Here is a 15,137-nt window from a genome sequence, read left to right as displayed (position 1 = left end):
CGGCGGCACCGGCGGCGCCGGTGGCAACGCTGTCGGGCTGATCGGCAACGGCGGCAACGGCGGTGCCGGCGGCGCCGGCGGGCTCGGCACTCCGGACGGCGACGGCGGCGACGGCGGCACCGGCGGTGCCCGTGGTCAGCTGTTCGGCACCCCCGGCATATCCGGTCCACACGGCTAACCCCGCGCCTCTGCACACCGGCGGTCCCCTGCGCTAGCGTGGGTTACATCCACCTAATCCACACGGGAGCGCACGCCCAGTGCGCTGAGAGGACGGCTCGGGGCCGTCGACCGTACGAACCTGACCGGGTAATGCCGGCGTAGGGAGATGACAATGACCCTGACCACCGAACCGTCGGCGCCTTCGGTGACCACCGGACCCATCGCGGGCAGCGGCAAGGTGTACCGCGACGTGGACGGCTTCCGGGGCGCTCGCGTCCCGTTCCGGCGTGTGCACCTTTCCACCGGGGATCACTTCGACCTCTATGACACCTCCGGCCCCTACACAGATCCCGACGCGGTCATCGACCTGACCGCCGGCCTGCCCGCGCGGCCCGAAGTGGTGCGAGACCGCGGCACCCAGCTGCAGCGAGCCCGTGCCGGCGAGATCACCGCGGAGATGGCGTTCATCGCCTTGCGCGAAGGGGTGCCGGCCGAGCTGGTGCGCGACGAGGTCGCCCGCGGGCGGGCGGTGATACCGGCCAATCACAACCATCCCGAAAGCGAGCCGATGATCATCGGCAAGGCATTCGCGGTGAAGGTCAATGCGAACATCGGCAACTCCGCGGTCACGTCCTCAATCGCCGAAGAGGTCGACAAGATGGTGTGGGCGACCCGCTGGGGTGCCGACACCATCATGGACCTGTCCACCGGCAAGAACATTCACGAAACCCGCGAGTGGATCTTGCGCAACTCGCCGGTGCCGGTCGGCACGGTGCCGATCTATCAGGCGCTGGAGAAGGTCAAGGGCGATCCGACCGAGCTGACGTGGGAAATCTACCGCGACACCGTGCTTGAGCAGTGCGAGCAGGGTGTGGACTACATGACCGTGCATGCCGGGGTGCTGCTGCGCTATGTGCCGCTGACCGCCAAGCGGGTGACCGGCATCGTGTCCCGCGGCGGGTCGATCATGGCGGCGTGGTGCCTAGCGCATCACCGGGAGTCGTTCCTGTACACCAACTTCGACGAGCTGTGCGACATTTTCGCGCGCTACGACGTCACGTTCTCTCTCGGCGACGGACTGCGGCCGGGGTCGATCGCCGACGCCAACGACGCCGCGCAGTTCGCCGAGCTCCGCACCCTGGGTGAGCTGACCAAGATCGCCAAAGCCCATGGCGCGCAGGTGATGATCGAGGGTCCGGGCCATGTGCCCATGCACAAGATTGTGGAGAACGTGCGGCTGGAAGAAGAGCTGTGCGAGGAAGCGCCGTTCTACACGCTGGGGCCGCTGGCCACCGACATCGCGCCAGCCTACGATCACATCACGTCGGCGATCGGCGCGGCCATCATCGCCCAGGCCGGCACCGCGATGCTGTGCTACGTCACCCCGAAGGAGCACCTGGGGCTGCCGGACCGCAAGGACGTCAAGGACGGGGTGATCGCGTACAAGATCGCCGCCCACGCAGCCGATCTGGCCAAGGGGCATCCGCGTGCGCAGGAAAGAGATGACGCGCTGTCTACTGCCCGATTCGAATTCCGGTGGAACGACCAGTTCGCGTTGTCGCTCGATCCCGACACCGCACGGGAATTCCACGACGAGACACTGCCTGCCGAGCCAGCCAAGACCGCACACTTCTGCTCGATGTGCGGGCCCAAGTTCTGCTCCATGCGCATCACGCAGGACGTGCGAGACTTTGCTGCCAAGCACGGGCTAGAGACCGAGGAGGACGTCGAAGCCATGCTGGCCGAAGGGATGGCAGAGAAGTCCCGTGAGTTCGCCGAGCACGGCAACCGGGTGTATTTGCCGGTCACACAGCGGTGATCGCAAGCGCGGCGGAGCCGGGCGCCGCGGGTCACCGCTCATCCGACACAGCGGTGATCGCAAGCGCGGCGGAGCCGGGCGCCGCGGGTCACCGCTCATCCGACACAGCGGTGATCGCAAGCGCGGCGGAGCCGGGCGCCGCGGGTCACCGCTCATCCGACACAGCGGTGATCGCAAGCGCGGCGGAGCCGGGCGCCGCGGGTCACCGCTCATCCGACACAGCGGTGATCGCAAGCACGGCGGAGCCGGGCGCCGCGGGTCACCGCTCATCCGACACAGCGGTGATCGCAAGCGCGGCGGAGCCGGGCGTGAGCTATCTGCCCGTACCGCCGTCGGGGAGGACCCCGCTGCGGGTGCTGACCATCGCCGGGTCGGATTCCGGGGGCGGCGCCGGCATCCAGGCCGATATGCGGACCATGGCGTTGCTGGGTGTGCATGCTTGCGTCGCGGTCACGGCTGTTACCGTGCAGAACACGTTGGGTGTCAAGCGGTTTCACGAGATACCCGACGACATCGTGACGGCTCAGGTCGAGGCGGTCGTTGCCGATATCGACATCCAGGCCGCCAAGACGGGGGTGCTGGCGTCGTCGCGGATCATTTCGGCAGTGGCCGCAACGTGGCGCCGGCTCGAGTTGGGCGTGCCGCTGGTCGTCGACCCGGTCTGCGCATCCATGCATGGGGATCCGCTGCTGGCCGCGTCGGACCTGGATTCGCTTCGGGCCGAACTGTTTCCGCTGGCGACGCTGGTGACACCCAACTTGGACGAGGTGCGCCTGCTGGTGGATATCGACGTGGTGGACGGCGAATCGCAGCGCGCGGCGGCCAAGGCCCTACATGCGCTGGGTCCGCGCTGGGCGCTGGTCAAAGGCGGGCACCTGAAGTCGTCGGAACGCAGCTGCGATCTGCTCTACGGTGGGGCCGACTTTTACGAGTTCGACGCGGCGCGGGTAAGTACGGGCAATGACCACGGCGGGGGCGACACCCTGGCCAGCGCGGTGGCGTGCGCACTGGCGCACGGGTTCACCGTGCCCGACGCGGTGGCTTTCGGAAAGCGTTGGATCACCGAGTGTTTGCGAGCCGCCTACCCGCTGGGGGCCGGGCACGGCCCCGTCTCGCCATTGTTTCGGCTGTCATGAACCTCGACCGGATCGCGGGTATCGCGCATGAACCCGACGGCCGCGCCCACGGCGTCGTGGTGCTGACTCACGGTGCTGGTGGCAGCCGCGACTCTGTTTTGCTGCAACAGCTTTGCGACGAATGGGCGCGGCGTGGCTGGCTGGCCGTGCGGTACAACCTGCCCTACCGTCGCCGCCGACCGAAGGGCCCACCGTCGGGCTCGGCAGAATCTGACCGCGCGGGCATCGTCGAAGCGATCGAGTGTTGCCGCAGGCTGGTCGACGGCCCGTTGATTGCGGGCGGACATTCCTACGGTGGCCGGCAGACCTCGATGGTGGTGGCTGCCGGTGGCGCGGCGGTGGACCTCATGACACTGTTTTCCTATCCGGTGCACCCGCCAGGCAAACCGGAGCGAGTCCGCACCGAGCATCTGCCGAGCATCACCGTTCCCACGGTGTTCACCCATGGCAGCTCCGACCCGTTCGGCACCATCACAGAGCTGCGCGATGCCGCGGCGCTGATCAACGCGTGCACCGAGATCGTCGAGATCACCAGCGCCCGACACGATTTGGGCTCGAAGGCCTTCGACGTCGCCGCGCTGACGGTCGACGCGGCGCTAAGTCTCTTGTCCGGCTGACTCCGGACAGACCGGACCGTGTCCGCTAAAAGGGCGGTGGTTCGTCGTCTACGACGACGGCGATGTCCTGGTCCTCCGATTGCTGCTGGACGGCGACGCGCTCGCGGATCTGATAGTTCTTTCGCCTTTCGGCCGCGATGTAGCCAGCACGGTTCTGCGCCCGGGTGATGGCCCGCAACGGCATCTTCGCGGTACGGTCGCCACAACGGGCGGTGGCGTGCGAGGCTTGCCGGGGTGCCCCGCCCGTGGGCGCACACAAGCTGGGAAACAGCAGCGAGCTGCCCGGGGTGGTGACGTAGGCATCTCCGGACGGAGAGGTCCAGATCACCGTGCCCGCGGGCATTGACCCAAGATACAGCCCCGCTGATGGCTACGGACAAGGGCAATAGCGCGCGGCGCGGCTCAGCTGTCGTCGACGCCGGTCGTCTCGGACTGCTGGGGCGGGAAGTGCACCGTGAGGTCGACCGCGAAGTGCCGTTCGCCCGCGACCTCTTCACCCATGACCAGCCGCCCTTGGTTGCCTCCGGGCGTTGCCGTTGCGCCGGTCACGAAGTTCTTGCCGTCGTAGTTGATTGCGTCCGAGACGCTGATATTGACGGCTTGAGGCTGGACCGGGATGCTGCCCGTCCCGCTGAGCGCGAGCATGACCACTCGCACCAAGATCGGCTCTTCGCCATCTGCCGTCCAGTACATGTGGAGTGGCTCACCCGCCCACGTCGGTTCGAGGAACTGGGGCACCTCAAGGTTGAATTCGTTCCCTGCGACCATCAACTCCGGTTGCGCAGCCAACTGTTGGTCCAGGACCCGGTTTAGTACATCCGAGCTGAAGGCGGCCGATGTAACCAGCGGGCTGCCGTCACTTTTGTAGAACTGGAATTGACCGTCATCCATGTGCACCCCGTGTGCGCTCGGGTTCTCAAGCCACGCCGTTGGCAGATCCACGGTCGCCTGCGAGCGCATGTTCGACCACGACATCGGCGTAAAGGTCAACGTGAGGTCGCCGAGACTCGCTAGCACTTCACCGACAAGCTCGCTGTCGGACTGGTGCGTTGGTGTGATGGTCTTGATGCCGTAGCTGTCGGCCTTTGCGACCGCAGAGCGGGTAAATCCGCTGGATGACACAAGGATCAACGTGTGGGTCGGCAGACGCTCGTGCTTCGAGTGCATCTCCTCGACCCACCCGACACTTTGTTTGCGCTTGTGGTCGCGGCACTCGATGCTCATCCTGACGGTCTGACCCAGTAAGGTCCCCTCGGCATAGATGTCGACCTCGCGTGGCTCACCGGACACCAGGTCGATGAGCTCCTTCGATTCCGTCACCGCGTCCCTGCCCATGAGCTGAGTCAGCATTGTGATCAGCCGTTGGAACTCATTGCTGCGCGGCGGCACACCTGGTCACGGTACATGCGTCGCGCCGCAACGACTGTGTCATCCGGCCCTGCTACGGTCGCGCCATGACCGAGCCCAGCGAGATGACCTATCGCTACGTTGTCGCCGAACTCGACTCGGACGGAAATCCGATCAACTATCTACGAGCGCTAGCGGCCAAAGAGTTCGGACCTGAGTTCACTTATCGACTGACGCCCGACCAGGCGCAGGCGTGGAGGTTCCCAGACAGGGAGCGCGCGCAAGAACAGGCCGACCGGTTCAACTCGTCCGCTGCCAACCCGCACCTGACGGTCACCGAACTGGCGGCGGGAGACATCGCTTCGGCGTAGGCGCGTCAGGTGCGGGCATCATTCTGAGATACCGCTCGGCCCCGGAGGTTCCGCTTGTTTCGCCGCTAACGCGTCGAGCTCGGTGTAGGGGATCACCTTCTCGCACAACCACAACAGACTCGTCTCATCGACCACAGCCGCAAGGCCTCGAACGCACTGATCTAGCGGCGTATCACCGCGAACGTCGCCGAAGGGGTCTGGCTCCCAGGTGACTGGGCTCTGCACCGATACCGCCGTGAGGTTCATCCCGATCGCATTGGTGATCGGACCCATTCCAGCCCACGCCGCACGAGCACCAGCCTCGTTCGGCCAGTACGGGTCACCAAGGCTCAGATAGACGTCCACGTGGGAGACATGGTCTTTCTCTGGTGCCGGAGCGAGGCCACGAAAGGTGGACTTCTGTCGGGGACCTCTCCAAATATCTGGCACCGGCGCTCCCTTCATGAACGTGTCCCACCCGGCTGAAAACCGAACGATATGCGCGGCGTGGTCATTAACCTGCCGACCGCTGAAGTAGAAAGGCAGCGGATCGGAACCGGAAAACCAACGGCCTCCCTCCCGTTTGGCCTTCTCGACCACGTCAGGCTTGTCCAGGTCGTAGCGAAGATGCTGGCGTCCCGGGTGCTTCGGGTCTGGTCCGTGCAGGCTGACCTTCGACGACTGCAATCCGGGGTTCAGGCACTTGATATAGAACGAGGACGTCGACCACTCGATCAGCCAGTGGAACCCCCATACGCCGGTGGTTCCCGATTCCGCGATGAAGAAGAACTCAATCGCGTGCTGCTGGTGCATCCCCGGGAATTCCACTTCCACAGCTTCAAGGGTAGGCCGCGACGTCCTCGGTCAGAAGCGCTCTACGACATCGCGCTTCGGGGTCGGGATCAACCCTCAAGTGGCGCATCGATTGCCTGGGCGATCTTCGCCAGATTATTTTCATTGGGGTCGGTGAGATAGGTCAGCCCAAGTTGCGCAAGCTTTTCCATGACCACGGCGCACGGATCACTGCTGTTATTCGCCAACGAGTTGAGACGCTGCAACAGATACCTGGCTATGTTGATCAGCCTCTGGTCATCTTTCGGGATGGGCCATTGAAGATCCTGTAGTCGACGTTCGCCTAAGTGACTCACATTCGAATTGATGAACTCAACCCAATCGTCATGGGTCGATTCGGCTTGGGGAGTTCGTCCGCCCACATTTGCTATCCACCAGCCGAACCTGGGCGCTGGTGCTGGTTTTGTGAACTCCAAAAGGTTGCGCGCGTGGATGAGCGCACTGTCCTGATAAAACGCGCCATCCCTACCACTGACCTCTGTGAACCGGACAGCCGCTAGCACGAGGTAGTGCACTTCATACGCGAGGTGCTTCCGTAATTCATTTGCGTCTGGCATTGAAAGATCCCTCCCTCGTTGGTTCGCCGCAGCGTCGGATGCGGCCAATGCCAGTCCAACATGCTTCCTGGGTCTGAATCGAGTCTCACCCCGAACCGGCGTAGCCGGTGTAGCCGGGTTGCTCGCGGCGCTTGCGCCAAGCCTCAAGCTCGTCGTCGGGCTCGCCGTCGTCTTCTGGCAATGGCACATCGTCGCGGACCAGCGGCGCCGACGCCGCGCTGCCGTACAGGCCCTGCGCACGGCCCAGCTGGTCGAGCAGGCGACGGCACGCCTCGACAGCGCGCACGTCGCCCTTGACGGCCCGCGGGTAGGTCGCCGCCCAAAGCGATTCCAACCGTTCGAGATAGATGGCCACGGCCTCATCGAGCAGCAGCTCGCGCCGGGGCGCGTGACGCTGCAGCATCCGGCTGACCACCTTATGGACGCCGCCCACCGACAGGTCGACGTGCTTGCCGATCTCACGGTAGGGCAACCCGCCAAGGAACAGCCGCAGCGCCAACTCGTCACGCGCCTGCCGCGCCGCTGCATCCAACCGCATCCTGACCTCCCCACTCGACGCGATGCCCTGATATTGCGTCGTGCCGCAACACTTTCGGACCGCGCCGCTTGTTCACTTCCCGTATTACCAGTCAGGCCGCCTACCAGCGAAAACGACACAACGCGCGTTCACTGAACTCGGGGGTAGAAGCCCTCAGACCGGTGGCTCGCGCGCTGGGATGGGCGTCCAACTTCTTCGCCCCCACCCCCTTGGCGGGCTCGCGCACTGGCCTGACTTGGTCGTGACGCTAGGCGGTGGCCGCCGATTCGATCGGGAGGAGCCGACGGCCACCGCCCCTGCTAAGTCAGCGCCTGGCGCGCCGCGGCTTCGGTGGCTGGACGGGCTCGACCAGCTCGACCGGTTCGACGTCGGGCTCAGGCTGCGACTCGACTGACCGCGCCCATCCGTACTTCAGCCAGTGCTGGGCGACCTTGTCGGGCACTTCGACGGCACCATCGGCGGACGAGTAGGCGCGTCCGTCGTGCAATACCCGGAAGCGACCAATGACGCGAACCCGCATCATGCCCCCGTCGGCAGTTCGGTAATGATGTTGACCGCGGCGGGCCGGGTCGTGGCCAGAGCGACCCGCTCCTCGGCGACGAACCGGCGCAAGTTCCGCGTAAAGTCGTCGTTCGCCCACCCGATCATCACGGTTATCGGGCCGCGGACGACAGCACGACCGAACTTGCTGGTGTCCAGCAAAACACCCGTCCCAGCAGCGATTTGGGTAGTCTGCAACACGGGGACGCCCCACACGCTGTTCGCTTCGTCGGCGGTCGGGTCCGCAGCGACGAGATACCGACCATAGCTGTCCTTCGTCCTGCGCACCGCGCTCCACGAATCCGGGTGCAGGACCAACAAATTGGGTCGGGCGAGGGCGGGGCCGGTGCGCAGCTCCGAGATCGCGATCTCGATCTCATCCAACGGCGTGAACGGCGTTGTGCCGGAACTGCATTCGTGTGTCAGCACGCCGCTGGTGTTGAGCAGGCCCTCCACCTGGCCATCCCCACCCGGCCCGTTGAGAAACGCGTCGTTCTCGACGTCGACGACCTGTCGAGACAGCTCCGTTGCGACATAGCTTGCGAAGCCGTCGAAGTCGTCAATGACTTCCGTGGGGACCGCCGAGTGCCCAGCGATCTTGACCAGCTTCGCCGTCAATTGATCGAGGGCCATCACCACTTCGGGCTTGACCGCGCCCGCGGCCGTCACACCCGGCGCACCAGTCGAACTGATGTGCCGGATGAATTCGAGGCTGGGTGCGTCGATACCCTGCGCGGGAAGCCGGTCAAGGATGCGGTTGTCATGCACCTGCCCCACGACGGACGGGAACAACTCCGACGGCAACAGCGCCCCGACACCGCTAATAAACGAGCGGGTGGCCTCGGTCTCCAACCGAGCCATGCCGCCCGCACGCAGCTGCTGGTGGGCAATGCGCAGGCTCTCCAGGTCGAACCGGATGGGTGCGGCCCGGCCCCACGGTCCATCGTCATGGAGCCCCGCGCCAGCGCGGGGCTCGTTGGAGGTCGCCTTACGCACCGCCATAGCTTCGGGATCGCAGCGCCCGGAGCGCTTGATGTCGGCGGCGATTTCACCGATGCGCTCGTCGAAGCCGCCTTCGCCCTCGATTTGGTTTGTCAACCGCTCGAAGGCCCGACTTTCATCGGCCGTGAGCTGGTCTCGTCGCTCGCGCTCGGCCCGATCGACGATCCGCTGTCTTGCGGCGCGAGCTTCAGCGCGCAACGCGAGCAAGCGCTGGTAGTTCTGCTCCAAACCCGACATTGCCATTCTCCCAACAGGATGTGATGCGCTTGTCGCGCAACGCATTTGCGTGCAGCGCAAAGTTCTCGGAAAATGCGGCGTTGGGATGGCGCTGGCGGCGACCGATCCTGCCTTGAAGCGGGCGCTCCCGCGATTCTGGCCGTGGCGCGGCGCAGGCGCGGCGATGAACGCCTACCCGATGATCGCACGCGCCGCCGACAAACTGGGCGTGGCGCGCCAGAAGCCAACGGCGATTCGTCAATCTGAATGCGGCGCGACGCAATCAGGCTGCACCTCCGCGTCGGGGAGACCGGCCGCGATCTCCCCATTGAGCTCCTCAGTGAGGTCCTTGATCAGCACGTCCGCATCGAGGACGGACTCTTGGATGCCTTTTATGGTCGCGCTCATCACGTGAAAATCGGCGACCTCACTCCGCGTTAGGGTTTCGCGCCGTTGGGCTTTCGCGCGGGAGATGATGGCGTCGCGCTGTGCCACCAGCGGTTCGACAAGCTGAAACAGCCGCTGCCGTATCTCAATTACATCGTGCAGGCGATGCGTGATTGACATGATGCTCCTTCTACTTCTCGGGTTCGCTGATTTGCCGCCACGGCGGGATGCCGCTGACGTCATTGCCGGGTGTGCCGCATGGGCGTTCGCGTCGCCGTTCGGCAATCCAGCGGCGCAAAGGGCTGTCCGGCTGGTCGGCCTCGCGATGCCGCGCCTCGACCGCAGCGCATATCCGCCGGTGCATCGCGCGCAGCCAGCGCGCGAAAGGCCGTTCTGGGTCTTCGATCTCGTCGACCTCGGCCAGTTCCTCGAATAAGTCGCATAAAGCCTGCTGTTCGGATGTCGGCAGGTCCGCGAGCTGGACTATCTCGGGTGTCAGGCCGGGATCGGCGCCGCAACGCCGTGCGATCTCCGCCATCACGAGCCAGGCCTGGCGTCGTCCCCATCCGGCGAGTTTGGGGTGGTCATGGATGTTGGCGAGGATCACGAATTCTGCAGCCATCGTGTCGAGTTCAGCGTCGCTCAGCTCGCTCAGCGTGGGGTCATTGGTCATTTTCGGGTGTCCTCCTGCGGGGTGGTGGTTCGTTGTTTGGCTTTTCGACCGCGCCAGCCTTCGCGGCGTCGTTCGATGCGAGCGGCGGCGAGCTGCGCGAGCAGGTCGCGGAATTCAGATACGTCGCGGCCGGGGGCGGTGAAGGTCCGGAGTGCGCCGCGGTCGTCCCGACTAACGATGAGATGGTCGCCGACGCAAGCCGCTCGGCTGCAGGTGCGGGCCGCGGCGACGGCGTCATCTGCGGTCTCGTAGAACTCGAACCGGACCGTAAGGCTCTCACCTTCTCGGCACATAAGCGCCGCGCGGCCACTCGTCTGGTCGGGCTCGACGTCGTCAAAGTCAATCTCGTCGAAGTCGTCCCCGAAGCCGAAGTCGTCGCCCTCGTCAGTCACTGGACATTGGCCTCCCTGCCGCCCGCCGCGTCGTTCGGCGTCGGACGGGCCGATGTCGGCTTGGCGGGCGTCGTTAGTCGCCATCTGACCGCCTTGTGTCTGTCCGTTGATCTGGGCTCGAATCCGGCGCTGTGCGACGTCGGCCGCCCAAGAGCGCAAGGCGCTCGGCGATGATGCGCTGACGTTCGGCCAGGGCGGCATCGCAGAGACGGCCCCGACGACACAAGCATGCGGGCGCGGTCATCGCTTCGCCCTGTCGCGTTCGCCATCGGCCCGCAGACAGCGCTCGCAGAGCCGGGTGGTCAGGTAGGCGGTGTTGTCGCAGCGGCGGCACCGGCCAGCTGGGCAGCCGTCGCGATGCGACTGGGTCGGCACATGGTGCCCGCAAGTTCGGCAGCGGCCAGGGCCGCGGGGCGGTTCGAAGGTCATCGCCACGCCCCTGGTGGTGACGTACCCGGCCAGCGCAACTGCTGACACCAATGGCTGCGCGAAGTGACGACAGTTGCTTTACGGCCCAAGGAAACGCAGCGCGTAGCGCGGCGTTTTCGCGGGAGCGCTTCTCTAGAAGTCGGGCACATGCGAGTTCCGCGCGGTCGGTTCGGCTTTGCTGGCGCTCGCCTTGGGTGCCTGGCCTGGCCTGGCCTGTCCTGGCCTAGCGCAATCCACCGGAACAGTTCCGGTGGAACTTCCGCCGGACTCGTCATCATCAGCCAGCTGAGCTGCGAGTTTGCATTTGCGTTGCTTCGCCTTTCGGCTGCGATCCCATGCCTTGCGCTTCTCGTACATCTCCAACAGGTCGCGCCCCGTTTGTGTTTGCGCGAAGTCGACCATCAACCACCTCTCGCCAGCACGACCGTGCGGCTCCCAGAGGTCGCCGCCTATCAGCTCGGGAATGTCCGCCGGATCAAAGTCGGGGATGAAGGGCAGGTCGCTCGGCTCGATGATGCCTTCGGTGCGGTTACCGACCGCGAACATCAGCGCCTGCATGTAGGAGCGATATGCGCTGTCAGACAAACGTGGTCGTCGGAATCGTCGATCGGACAGCCACCGATCGGGTAGATGCGCGTCAGTCATCAGCGCGTCACCCCCTGCGGGTATCGTGTTGTCCGCGTGCAATTACCGGGCATCGCAACGCCGACCGCAGTTGGGCAACCAGCTGCGGTCGCCGCGTCTCTGGGGTCGGTCACCGGGCACCACGACCTGCCGGTGGCTCGTAGTCGAATAGCGCTGCTAAGCGCGTGAGCTGGTCGGGGCGTAGGGGCGGCGCCGCAGCGACCTCGGCGGCGATCACCGCGTCCCATTCGGCCTGCTCACTGGCCGTGAATTGGCGGGTCATGCCTCACCGTCGCCAGCTAGGAGCTTCGCGATTGACTCCACCGGCACGCGCACCGCATTGCCAATTTTGACCGCGCGGATCGTCTTGTCCTTGATGCGCCGATCGAGGGTGAAGGTCGAGATCCGTAGTGCCGCGGCGGCTTCCTTGCGGGTCAGCACCGCGTCCAGCATCACGGCAGCGTTGCGCTGCTTGATGTCCTCGTTGGACATGGTTTAGGGGCCTTGCCTTTCGTGAGTCGTCGTCAGGTTTGGCACACCCCCCTTAGGTTCGGTGTGCGGTCACCCGTCTGACGGCCCCTCGCGGGCTAGCCCCTTAATGCGTGACGGTGGAATTCAGTTGTATGCAGGCGACGGTATCAGGTAGCAGCGACGCAGCGCGGTAGCGCTGTCTTCATCGGCGCGTCCCTGTCTGCGCCAATTCCCAACGTAGCGTGCTACTTTCGCTCGAAGTCGACGGTGATCGCCTTCGGATCGAACCGCCCACCGGGCCGATTCAGCGCGTGGATCGTCACCGTCGCCAGGGTGTCGATCACTCCGCGTTGCCGGTCCAGCGGCAGCGCCGCGAACCGCTTCGCCGCGTCGGGCCTCCCAGCCAACGACATGACGTCCGCCGACATGCGCGAGGCCAGCAGCTTGTTCTGTAGCGGCTTCAGCTTCGCCTCCACCCGCTCGATACGCGCGTTCATACGCGCCGCAGTGATCTGCCCGTCGTCGTAATCCGCCTCGGCCTCGCGGATCTGCCCACGCAGCAACTCGATCTGATCGCGCAGGGCCTTGGCGTCGACCGTCGGCCGGGCCAACGTGACGGCGGCGTCGGGTTCCGCCAGCCGCTTGGTGATCGCGTCGACGACCCGCTTGTCGGTCAGTTCGACACCGCGGACGATCTTCATGCAGCCGATCCGCTTGCAGCTGTAGACCGCTCGTTTGCCACCGGTTCTGGTACCCCGCACCCCGGTCCCGATCGGCTTGCCGCACGCGTCGCAGATCGCGATCCCCGACAACAGGTGCTTGCGGCCCGGCGACCGGCCGGTGTGCCGTTTCGGGTCGGCCAGCAGCGTGCACACACCCTCCCAGACGTCGCGGTCAACGATGGCCGGTCGACCCGGCTCCGCGCCCTCGACGATCCCGGCCATGTGGACAGGCTTGCCCTTGGTGCGGGCCTCGGCCTGCGCTGCACGTAGGTCGTAGGTCACCAAACCGGCGTTGCTGGCCCGCGTGAGCACCTGGCGCACCGTCCCGCCCGTCCAACCGCACCCCTTGGCCGTCTTCAACGCTTGCGAATTCCATTGCGCCGCAATCGACCACAACGATGCCCCGTTGAGTAGGTCACGTGACGCGGTGCGGATCGCCTCAGCCTCATGGACGACAATCTCGTTGGCGTCCCAACCAAACACTCTGGCGTTCCACACTTTGCCCGCCTGGGCGCGCTGCTGGTTGGCCCGCTTTTGGCGCGCCGACTTGCGCTCCACCTCGGCCTTCGCCACCGCGCCGGTAATGCGGGCCACCAGCCTGCCGGTGTCGGTTGCCAGGTCGACCTCGCCAGTCACAGTGGCCAGCGCTATGCGGCGCTTGTCGGCCAGTTCGATGAAGTCTTCAAGTTCGCGGGGCTGCCTGTGCAGCCGGTCCAGGTGGTAGCAGACCACGGCTTGGACGGCACCGCCCTCGATGTCTGCAAGCATCCGCGCATAGCCGGACCGATACCCGACGCTGGCCGAGGTGTCGTTGTCGGCGTACTCGATGGTGTCGGTCCAGCCATTGGCTGCGCAGAGCTGCAGGCAGGCGGCGCGCTGGCGTTCAATGGCCAGCTCGTTGTGGTCGCGGTCAAGCGATTGACGCAGGTAGATGGCGGTTTGCGTGGCGGACATAAGTAGTATCTTAGATCAATGACGGTGCCGTCAGGCAGCTGTCTGTCGCGCCAGCCCCAGAAGGTCTTGAGCAAATGATGTTGGCGGCAAAGGCATTTCAAGTTCGAGGCATGGGTGGCACCGCCGTCGCCATACGGAATGGTGTGGTCGATGTCGGTGTGCATTGCCGGGCGGTCGCAGCCGGGAAACCGGCACGTCAAATCCCGGCAGCGGACAAAGTCAGCCAACGCCTGCGACGGGGCGTAGCCGCGCTCGGGGGCCGCATCGATCGGGTGCACGATCGGCCGCAGGCGCGCCGACTCGGCCAGCTCGGCGAGCAACTCCGCCGGGATGAGACCCTCGGCGCCGACCATCGCGCCGGGAGTTGTCGAAGTGCCAGCCACGCTCGCCCGGTCGGCGACCACGTGGATCACCACCGGGCGCGGTGCCGGCGTCGTGCCGGTAGGGCACACCGACCGCCCGCAGCGACACTCCAGCCGCTCGGCGCCGACCGCCAACGCCCCCAACGCGTCGGCACGGCGCTGGTCGCGGGTGCGCGGGTCATCGGCACATACCGCGCCGGCCAACGCATCCAGCCGCGCGTCGAGCGCCATCGCATCGCTGGTGACCATCCTGCCGCCGACTTCGGTGAGACCGTTGCCGCTGCCCCAGATCGAGAATTCCCGCCCAGCCTGGCGCTCCCGGACGCGCCGCACGGCATCACGGTCCGCACGCGCAACGACCCTGTCGATAAACGCCGACAGGCGAGAACGCGTCATCGACGGCCATCGGCTCGCCTTCATGGCAAGCTCGGCGTCCACGGCGGTCATTACCTCGGCATCTTCGATCAGGTCGGTGCGATACACCATCGTCTGGAACATCGCATAGCTGATATCGCCTGCCAGTAGCGCCGCACCGGACTTCGGCAGCCGGTTGCGCATGGCGCGTGAATAGTGCAGATAGCTCGACGCCAACCCCTGGCTGATCCGCAATGCCGCCGCAACCTCCGCACTCACCGCATCCCAGGTATCGGTCCCCCACGACTCGCAGTCGCCAGAAGCCCTCAGCCGCAACACATCCAGCTCGCCGATGGCGGCCAGCCGCTCACCAGCGGACCGGTTTTCCGCCCGCGACGCCGCGCAAAGCCGGTCCACGATGGCGGCAGATGCCGATGTCGTCGGCGGGTGGCACCGCTCGAACATGGCAGCGAACCTCTCGATCACCTCAGGTCGCGAAACGGCGCCGCTGTTATCGAACATACTTTCGATCCTACACGGCTCCACTGACATGCGCGCATCGACGGCGATCCAAGCCGCGTCGGCACCGGCCCGCCCGGGCGGGGGGTCAACGACTCGGGCGGAGACACGCGGCAT

At 65.6% G+C, this 15,137-nt stretch carries 18 protein-coding genes, 1 pseudogene and 1 riboswitch; of the genes and pseudogenes, 4 read left to right on the top strand and 15 right to left on the bottom strand.

Features of this window, described 5'->3' with window-relative positions:
• Positions 1 to 230 precede the first annotated feature (230 nt).
• Positions 231 to 341, top strand: a riboswitch (TPP riboswitch).
• The 3 genes from thiC to EET13_RS03250 all read left to right on the top strand — a co-directional run bounded on the left by thiC (position 326) and on the right by EET13_RS03250 (position 3,731).
• On the top strand, positions 326 to 1,978 hold the full coding sequence (gene thiC / locus EET13_RS03265; protein ID WP_425293624.1) for a phosphomethylpyrimidine synthase ThiC: 1,653 nt from the start codon (positions 326 to 328) through the stop codon (positions 1,976 to 1,978). (Overlaps the previous riboswitch by 16 nt.)
• 308 nt (positions 1,979 to 2,286) lie before the next feature.
• On the top strand, positions 2,287 to 3,114 hold the full coding sequence (gene thiD, locus EET13_RS03255; RefSeq protein ID WP_122440951.1) for a bifunctional hydroxymethylpyrimidine kinase/phosphomethylpyrimidine kinase: 828 nt from the start codon (positions 2,287 to 2,289) through the stop codon (positions 3,112 to 3,114).
• Positions 3,111 to 3,731, top strand: coding sequence for an alpha/beta hydrolase family protein (locus tag EET13_RS03250; protein WP_122440937.1), 621 nt, complete (start codon positions 3,111 to 3,113; stop codon positions 3,729 to 3,731). The genes thiD and EET13_RS03250 overlap by 4 nt, the downstream gene beginning before the upstream one ends.
• Before the next feature lie 25 nt (positions 3,732 to 3,756).
• Here the strand turns inward: EET13_RS03250 and EET13_RS03245 are convergent, their stop codons facing one another.
• Together EET13_RS03245 and EET13_RS03240 are read right to left on the bottom strand one after the other, a co-directional pair.
• A complete protein-coding gene (locus EET13_RS03245) occupies positions 3,757 to 4,074 on the bottom strand; it encodes a hypothetical protein (protein WP_122440936.1) in 318 nt (105 codons plus the stop codon).
• Positions 4,075 to 4,133: 59 nt separating this feature from the next.
• Positions 4,134 to 5,120 carry a restriction endonuclease gene (locus EET13_RS03240; protein WP_122440935.1) on the bottom strand — a complete coding sequence of 329 codons (987 nt, stop codon included), beginning with the start codon at positions 5,118 to 5,120 and terminating at the stop codon, positions 4,134 to 4,136.
• A 65-nt stretch (positions 5,121 to 5,185) separates the two neighbouring features.
• Between EET13_RS03240 and EET13_RS03235 the strand changes: the two genes are divergently transcribed.
• Positions 5,186 to 5,449 carry a hypothetical protein gene (locus EET13_RS03235; RefSeq protein WP_122440934.1) on the top strand — a complete coding sequence of 88 codons (264 nt, stop codon included), beginning with the start codon at positions 5,186 to 5,188 and terminating at the stop codon, positions 5,447 to 5,449.
• Positions 5,450 to 5,467: 18 nt separating this feature from the next.
• On the opposite strand, the gene EET13_RS03230 is transcribed toward EET13_RS03235, so the two are convergent.
• The 13 genes and pseudogenes from EET13_RS03230 to EET13_RS03175 form a co-directional block, all read right to left on the bottom strand.
• A complete protein-coding gene (locus EET13_RS03230) occupies positions 5,468 to 6,262 on the bottom strand; it encodes a hypothetical protein (RefSeq protein WP_122440933.1) in 795 nt (264 codons plus the stop codon).
• Between the two features lie 68 nt (positions 6,263 to 6,330).
• Entirely contained in the window at positions 6,331 to 6,837 is a 507-nt protein-coding gene (locus EET13_RS29815; RefSeq protein ID WP_136623095.1) for a fructosamine kinase family protein, read from the bottom strand.
• An 85-nt stretch (positions 6,838 to 6,922) separates the two neighbouring features.
• On the bottom strand, positions 6,923 to 7,375 hold the full coding sequence (locus EET13_RS03220) for a hypothetical protein (protein WP_122440931.1): 453 nt from the start codon (positions 7,373 to 7,375) through the stop codon (positions 6,923 to 6,925).
• A 304-nt stretch (positions 7,376 to 7,679) separates the two neighbouring features.
• On the bottom strand, positions 7,680 to 7,898 hold the full coding sequence (locus tag EET13_RS03215) for a hypothetical protein (protein ID WP_136623094.1): 219 nt from the start codon (positions 7,896 to 7,898) through the stop codon (positions 7,680 to 7,682).
• A complete protein-coding gene (locus tag EET13_RS03210; protein WP_168991223.1) occupies positions 7,895 to 9,154 on the bottom strand; it encodes a phage major capsid protein in 1,260 nt (419 codons plus the stop codon). The genes EET13_RS03215 and EET13_RS03210 overlap by 4 nt, the downstream gene beginning before the upstream one ends.
• A gap of 237 nt (positions 9,155 to 9,391) precedes the next feature.
• The gene (locus EET13_RS03205; RefSeq protein ID WP_122440928.1) at positions 9,392 to 9,700 is read right to left on the bottom strand and encodes a hypothetical protein; all 309 of its coding nucleotides are present in this window, start codon (positions 9,698 to 9,700) and stop codon (positions 9,392 to 9,394) included.
• 10 nt (positions 9,701 to 9,710) lie between these two features.
• Positions 9,711 to 10,193 (bottom strand): hypothetical protein, encoded by a 483-nt coding sequence (locus EET13_RS03200; protein WP_122440927.1) that lies wholly within the window; start codon positions 10,191 to 10,193, stop codon positions 9,711 to 9,713.
• Positions 10,190 to 10,669, bottom strand: a complete 480-nt coding sequence (locus tag EET13_RS03195; protein ID WP_136623093.1) for a hypothetical protein — start codon at positions 10,667 to 10,669, stop codon at positions 10,190 to 10,192. Before EET13_RS03195 ends, EET13_RS03200 begins: the two co-directional genes overlap by 4 nt.
• 477 nt (positions 10,670 to 11,146) lie before the next feature.
• The gene (locus EET13_RS03190) at positions 11,147 to 11,572 is read right to left on the bottom strand and encodes a hypothetical protein (protein ID WP_122440925.1); all 426 of its coding nucleotides are present in this window, start codon (positions 11,570 to 11,572) and stop codon (positions 11,147 to 11,149) included.
• 196 nt (positions 11,573 to 11,768) lie between these two features.
• The gene (locus EET13_RS30150) at positions 11,769 to 11,921 is read right to left on the bottom strand and encodes a hypothetical protein (protein WP_168991222.1); all 153 of its coding nucleotides are present in this window, start codon (positions 11,919 to 11,921) and stop codon (positions 11,769 to 11,771) included.
• Complete coding sequence (locus EET13_RS03185) at positions 11,918 to 12,130, bottom strand: helix-turn-helix domain-containing protein (protein ID WP_063468384.1); 213 nt, start codon at positions 12,128 to 12,130, stop codon at positions 11,918 to 11,920. The genes EET13_RS30150 and EET13_RS03185 overlap by 4 nt, the downstream gene beginning before the upstream one ends.
• Before the next feature lie 224 nt (positions 12,131 to 12,354).
• Positions 12,355 to 13,785, bottom strand: coding sequence for a recombinase family protein (locus EET13_RS03180; RefSeq protein ID WP_122440924.1), 1,431 nt, complete (start codon positions 13,783 to 13,785; stop codon positions 12,355 to 12,357).
• A gap of 260 nt (positions 13,786 to 14,045) precedes the next feature.
• Positions 14,046 to 14,966: pseudogene (locus EET13_RS03175) on the bottom strand (13E12 repeat family protein); the annotation flags it as partial.
• Positions 14,967 to 15,137 lie beyond the last annotated feature (171 nt).

This window comes from Mycobacterium attenuatum, assembly GCF_900566085.1.
Lineage (GTDB): Bacteria > Actinomycetota > Actinomycetes > Mycobacteriales > Mycobacteriaceae > Mycobacterium > Mycobacterium attenuatum.
Note: the sequence above shows the minus strand (reverse complement) of the source record. Positions and strands in the feature narration are given on the sequence as shown.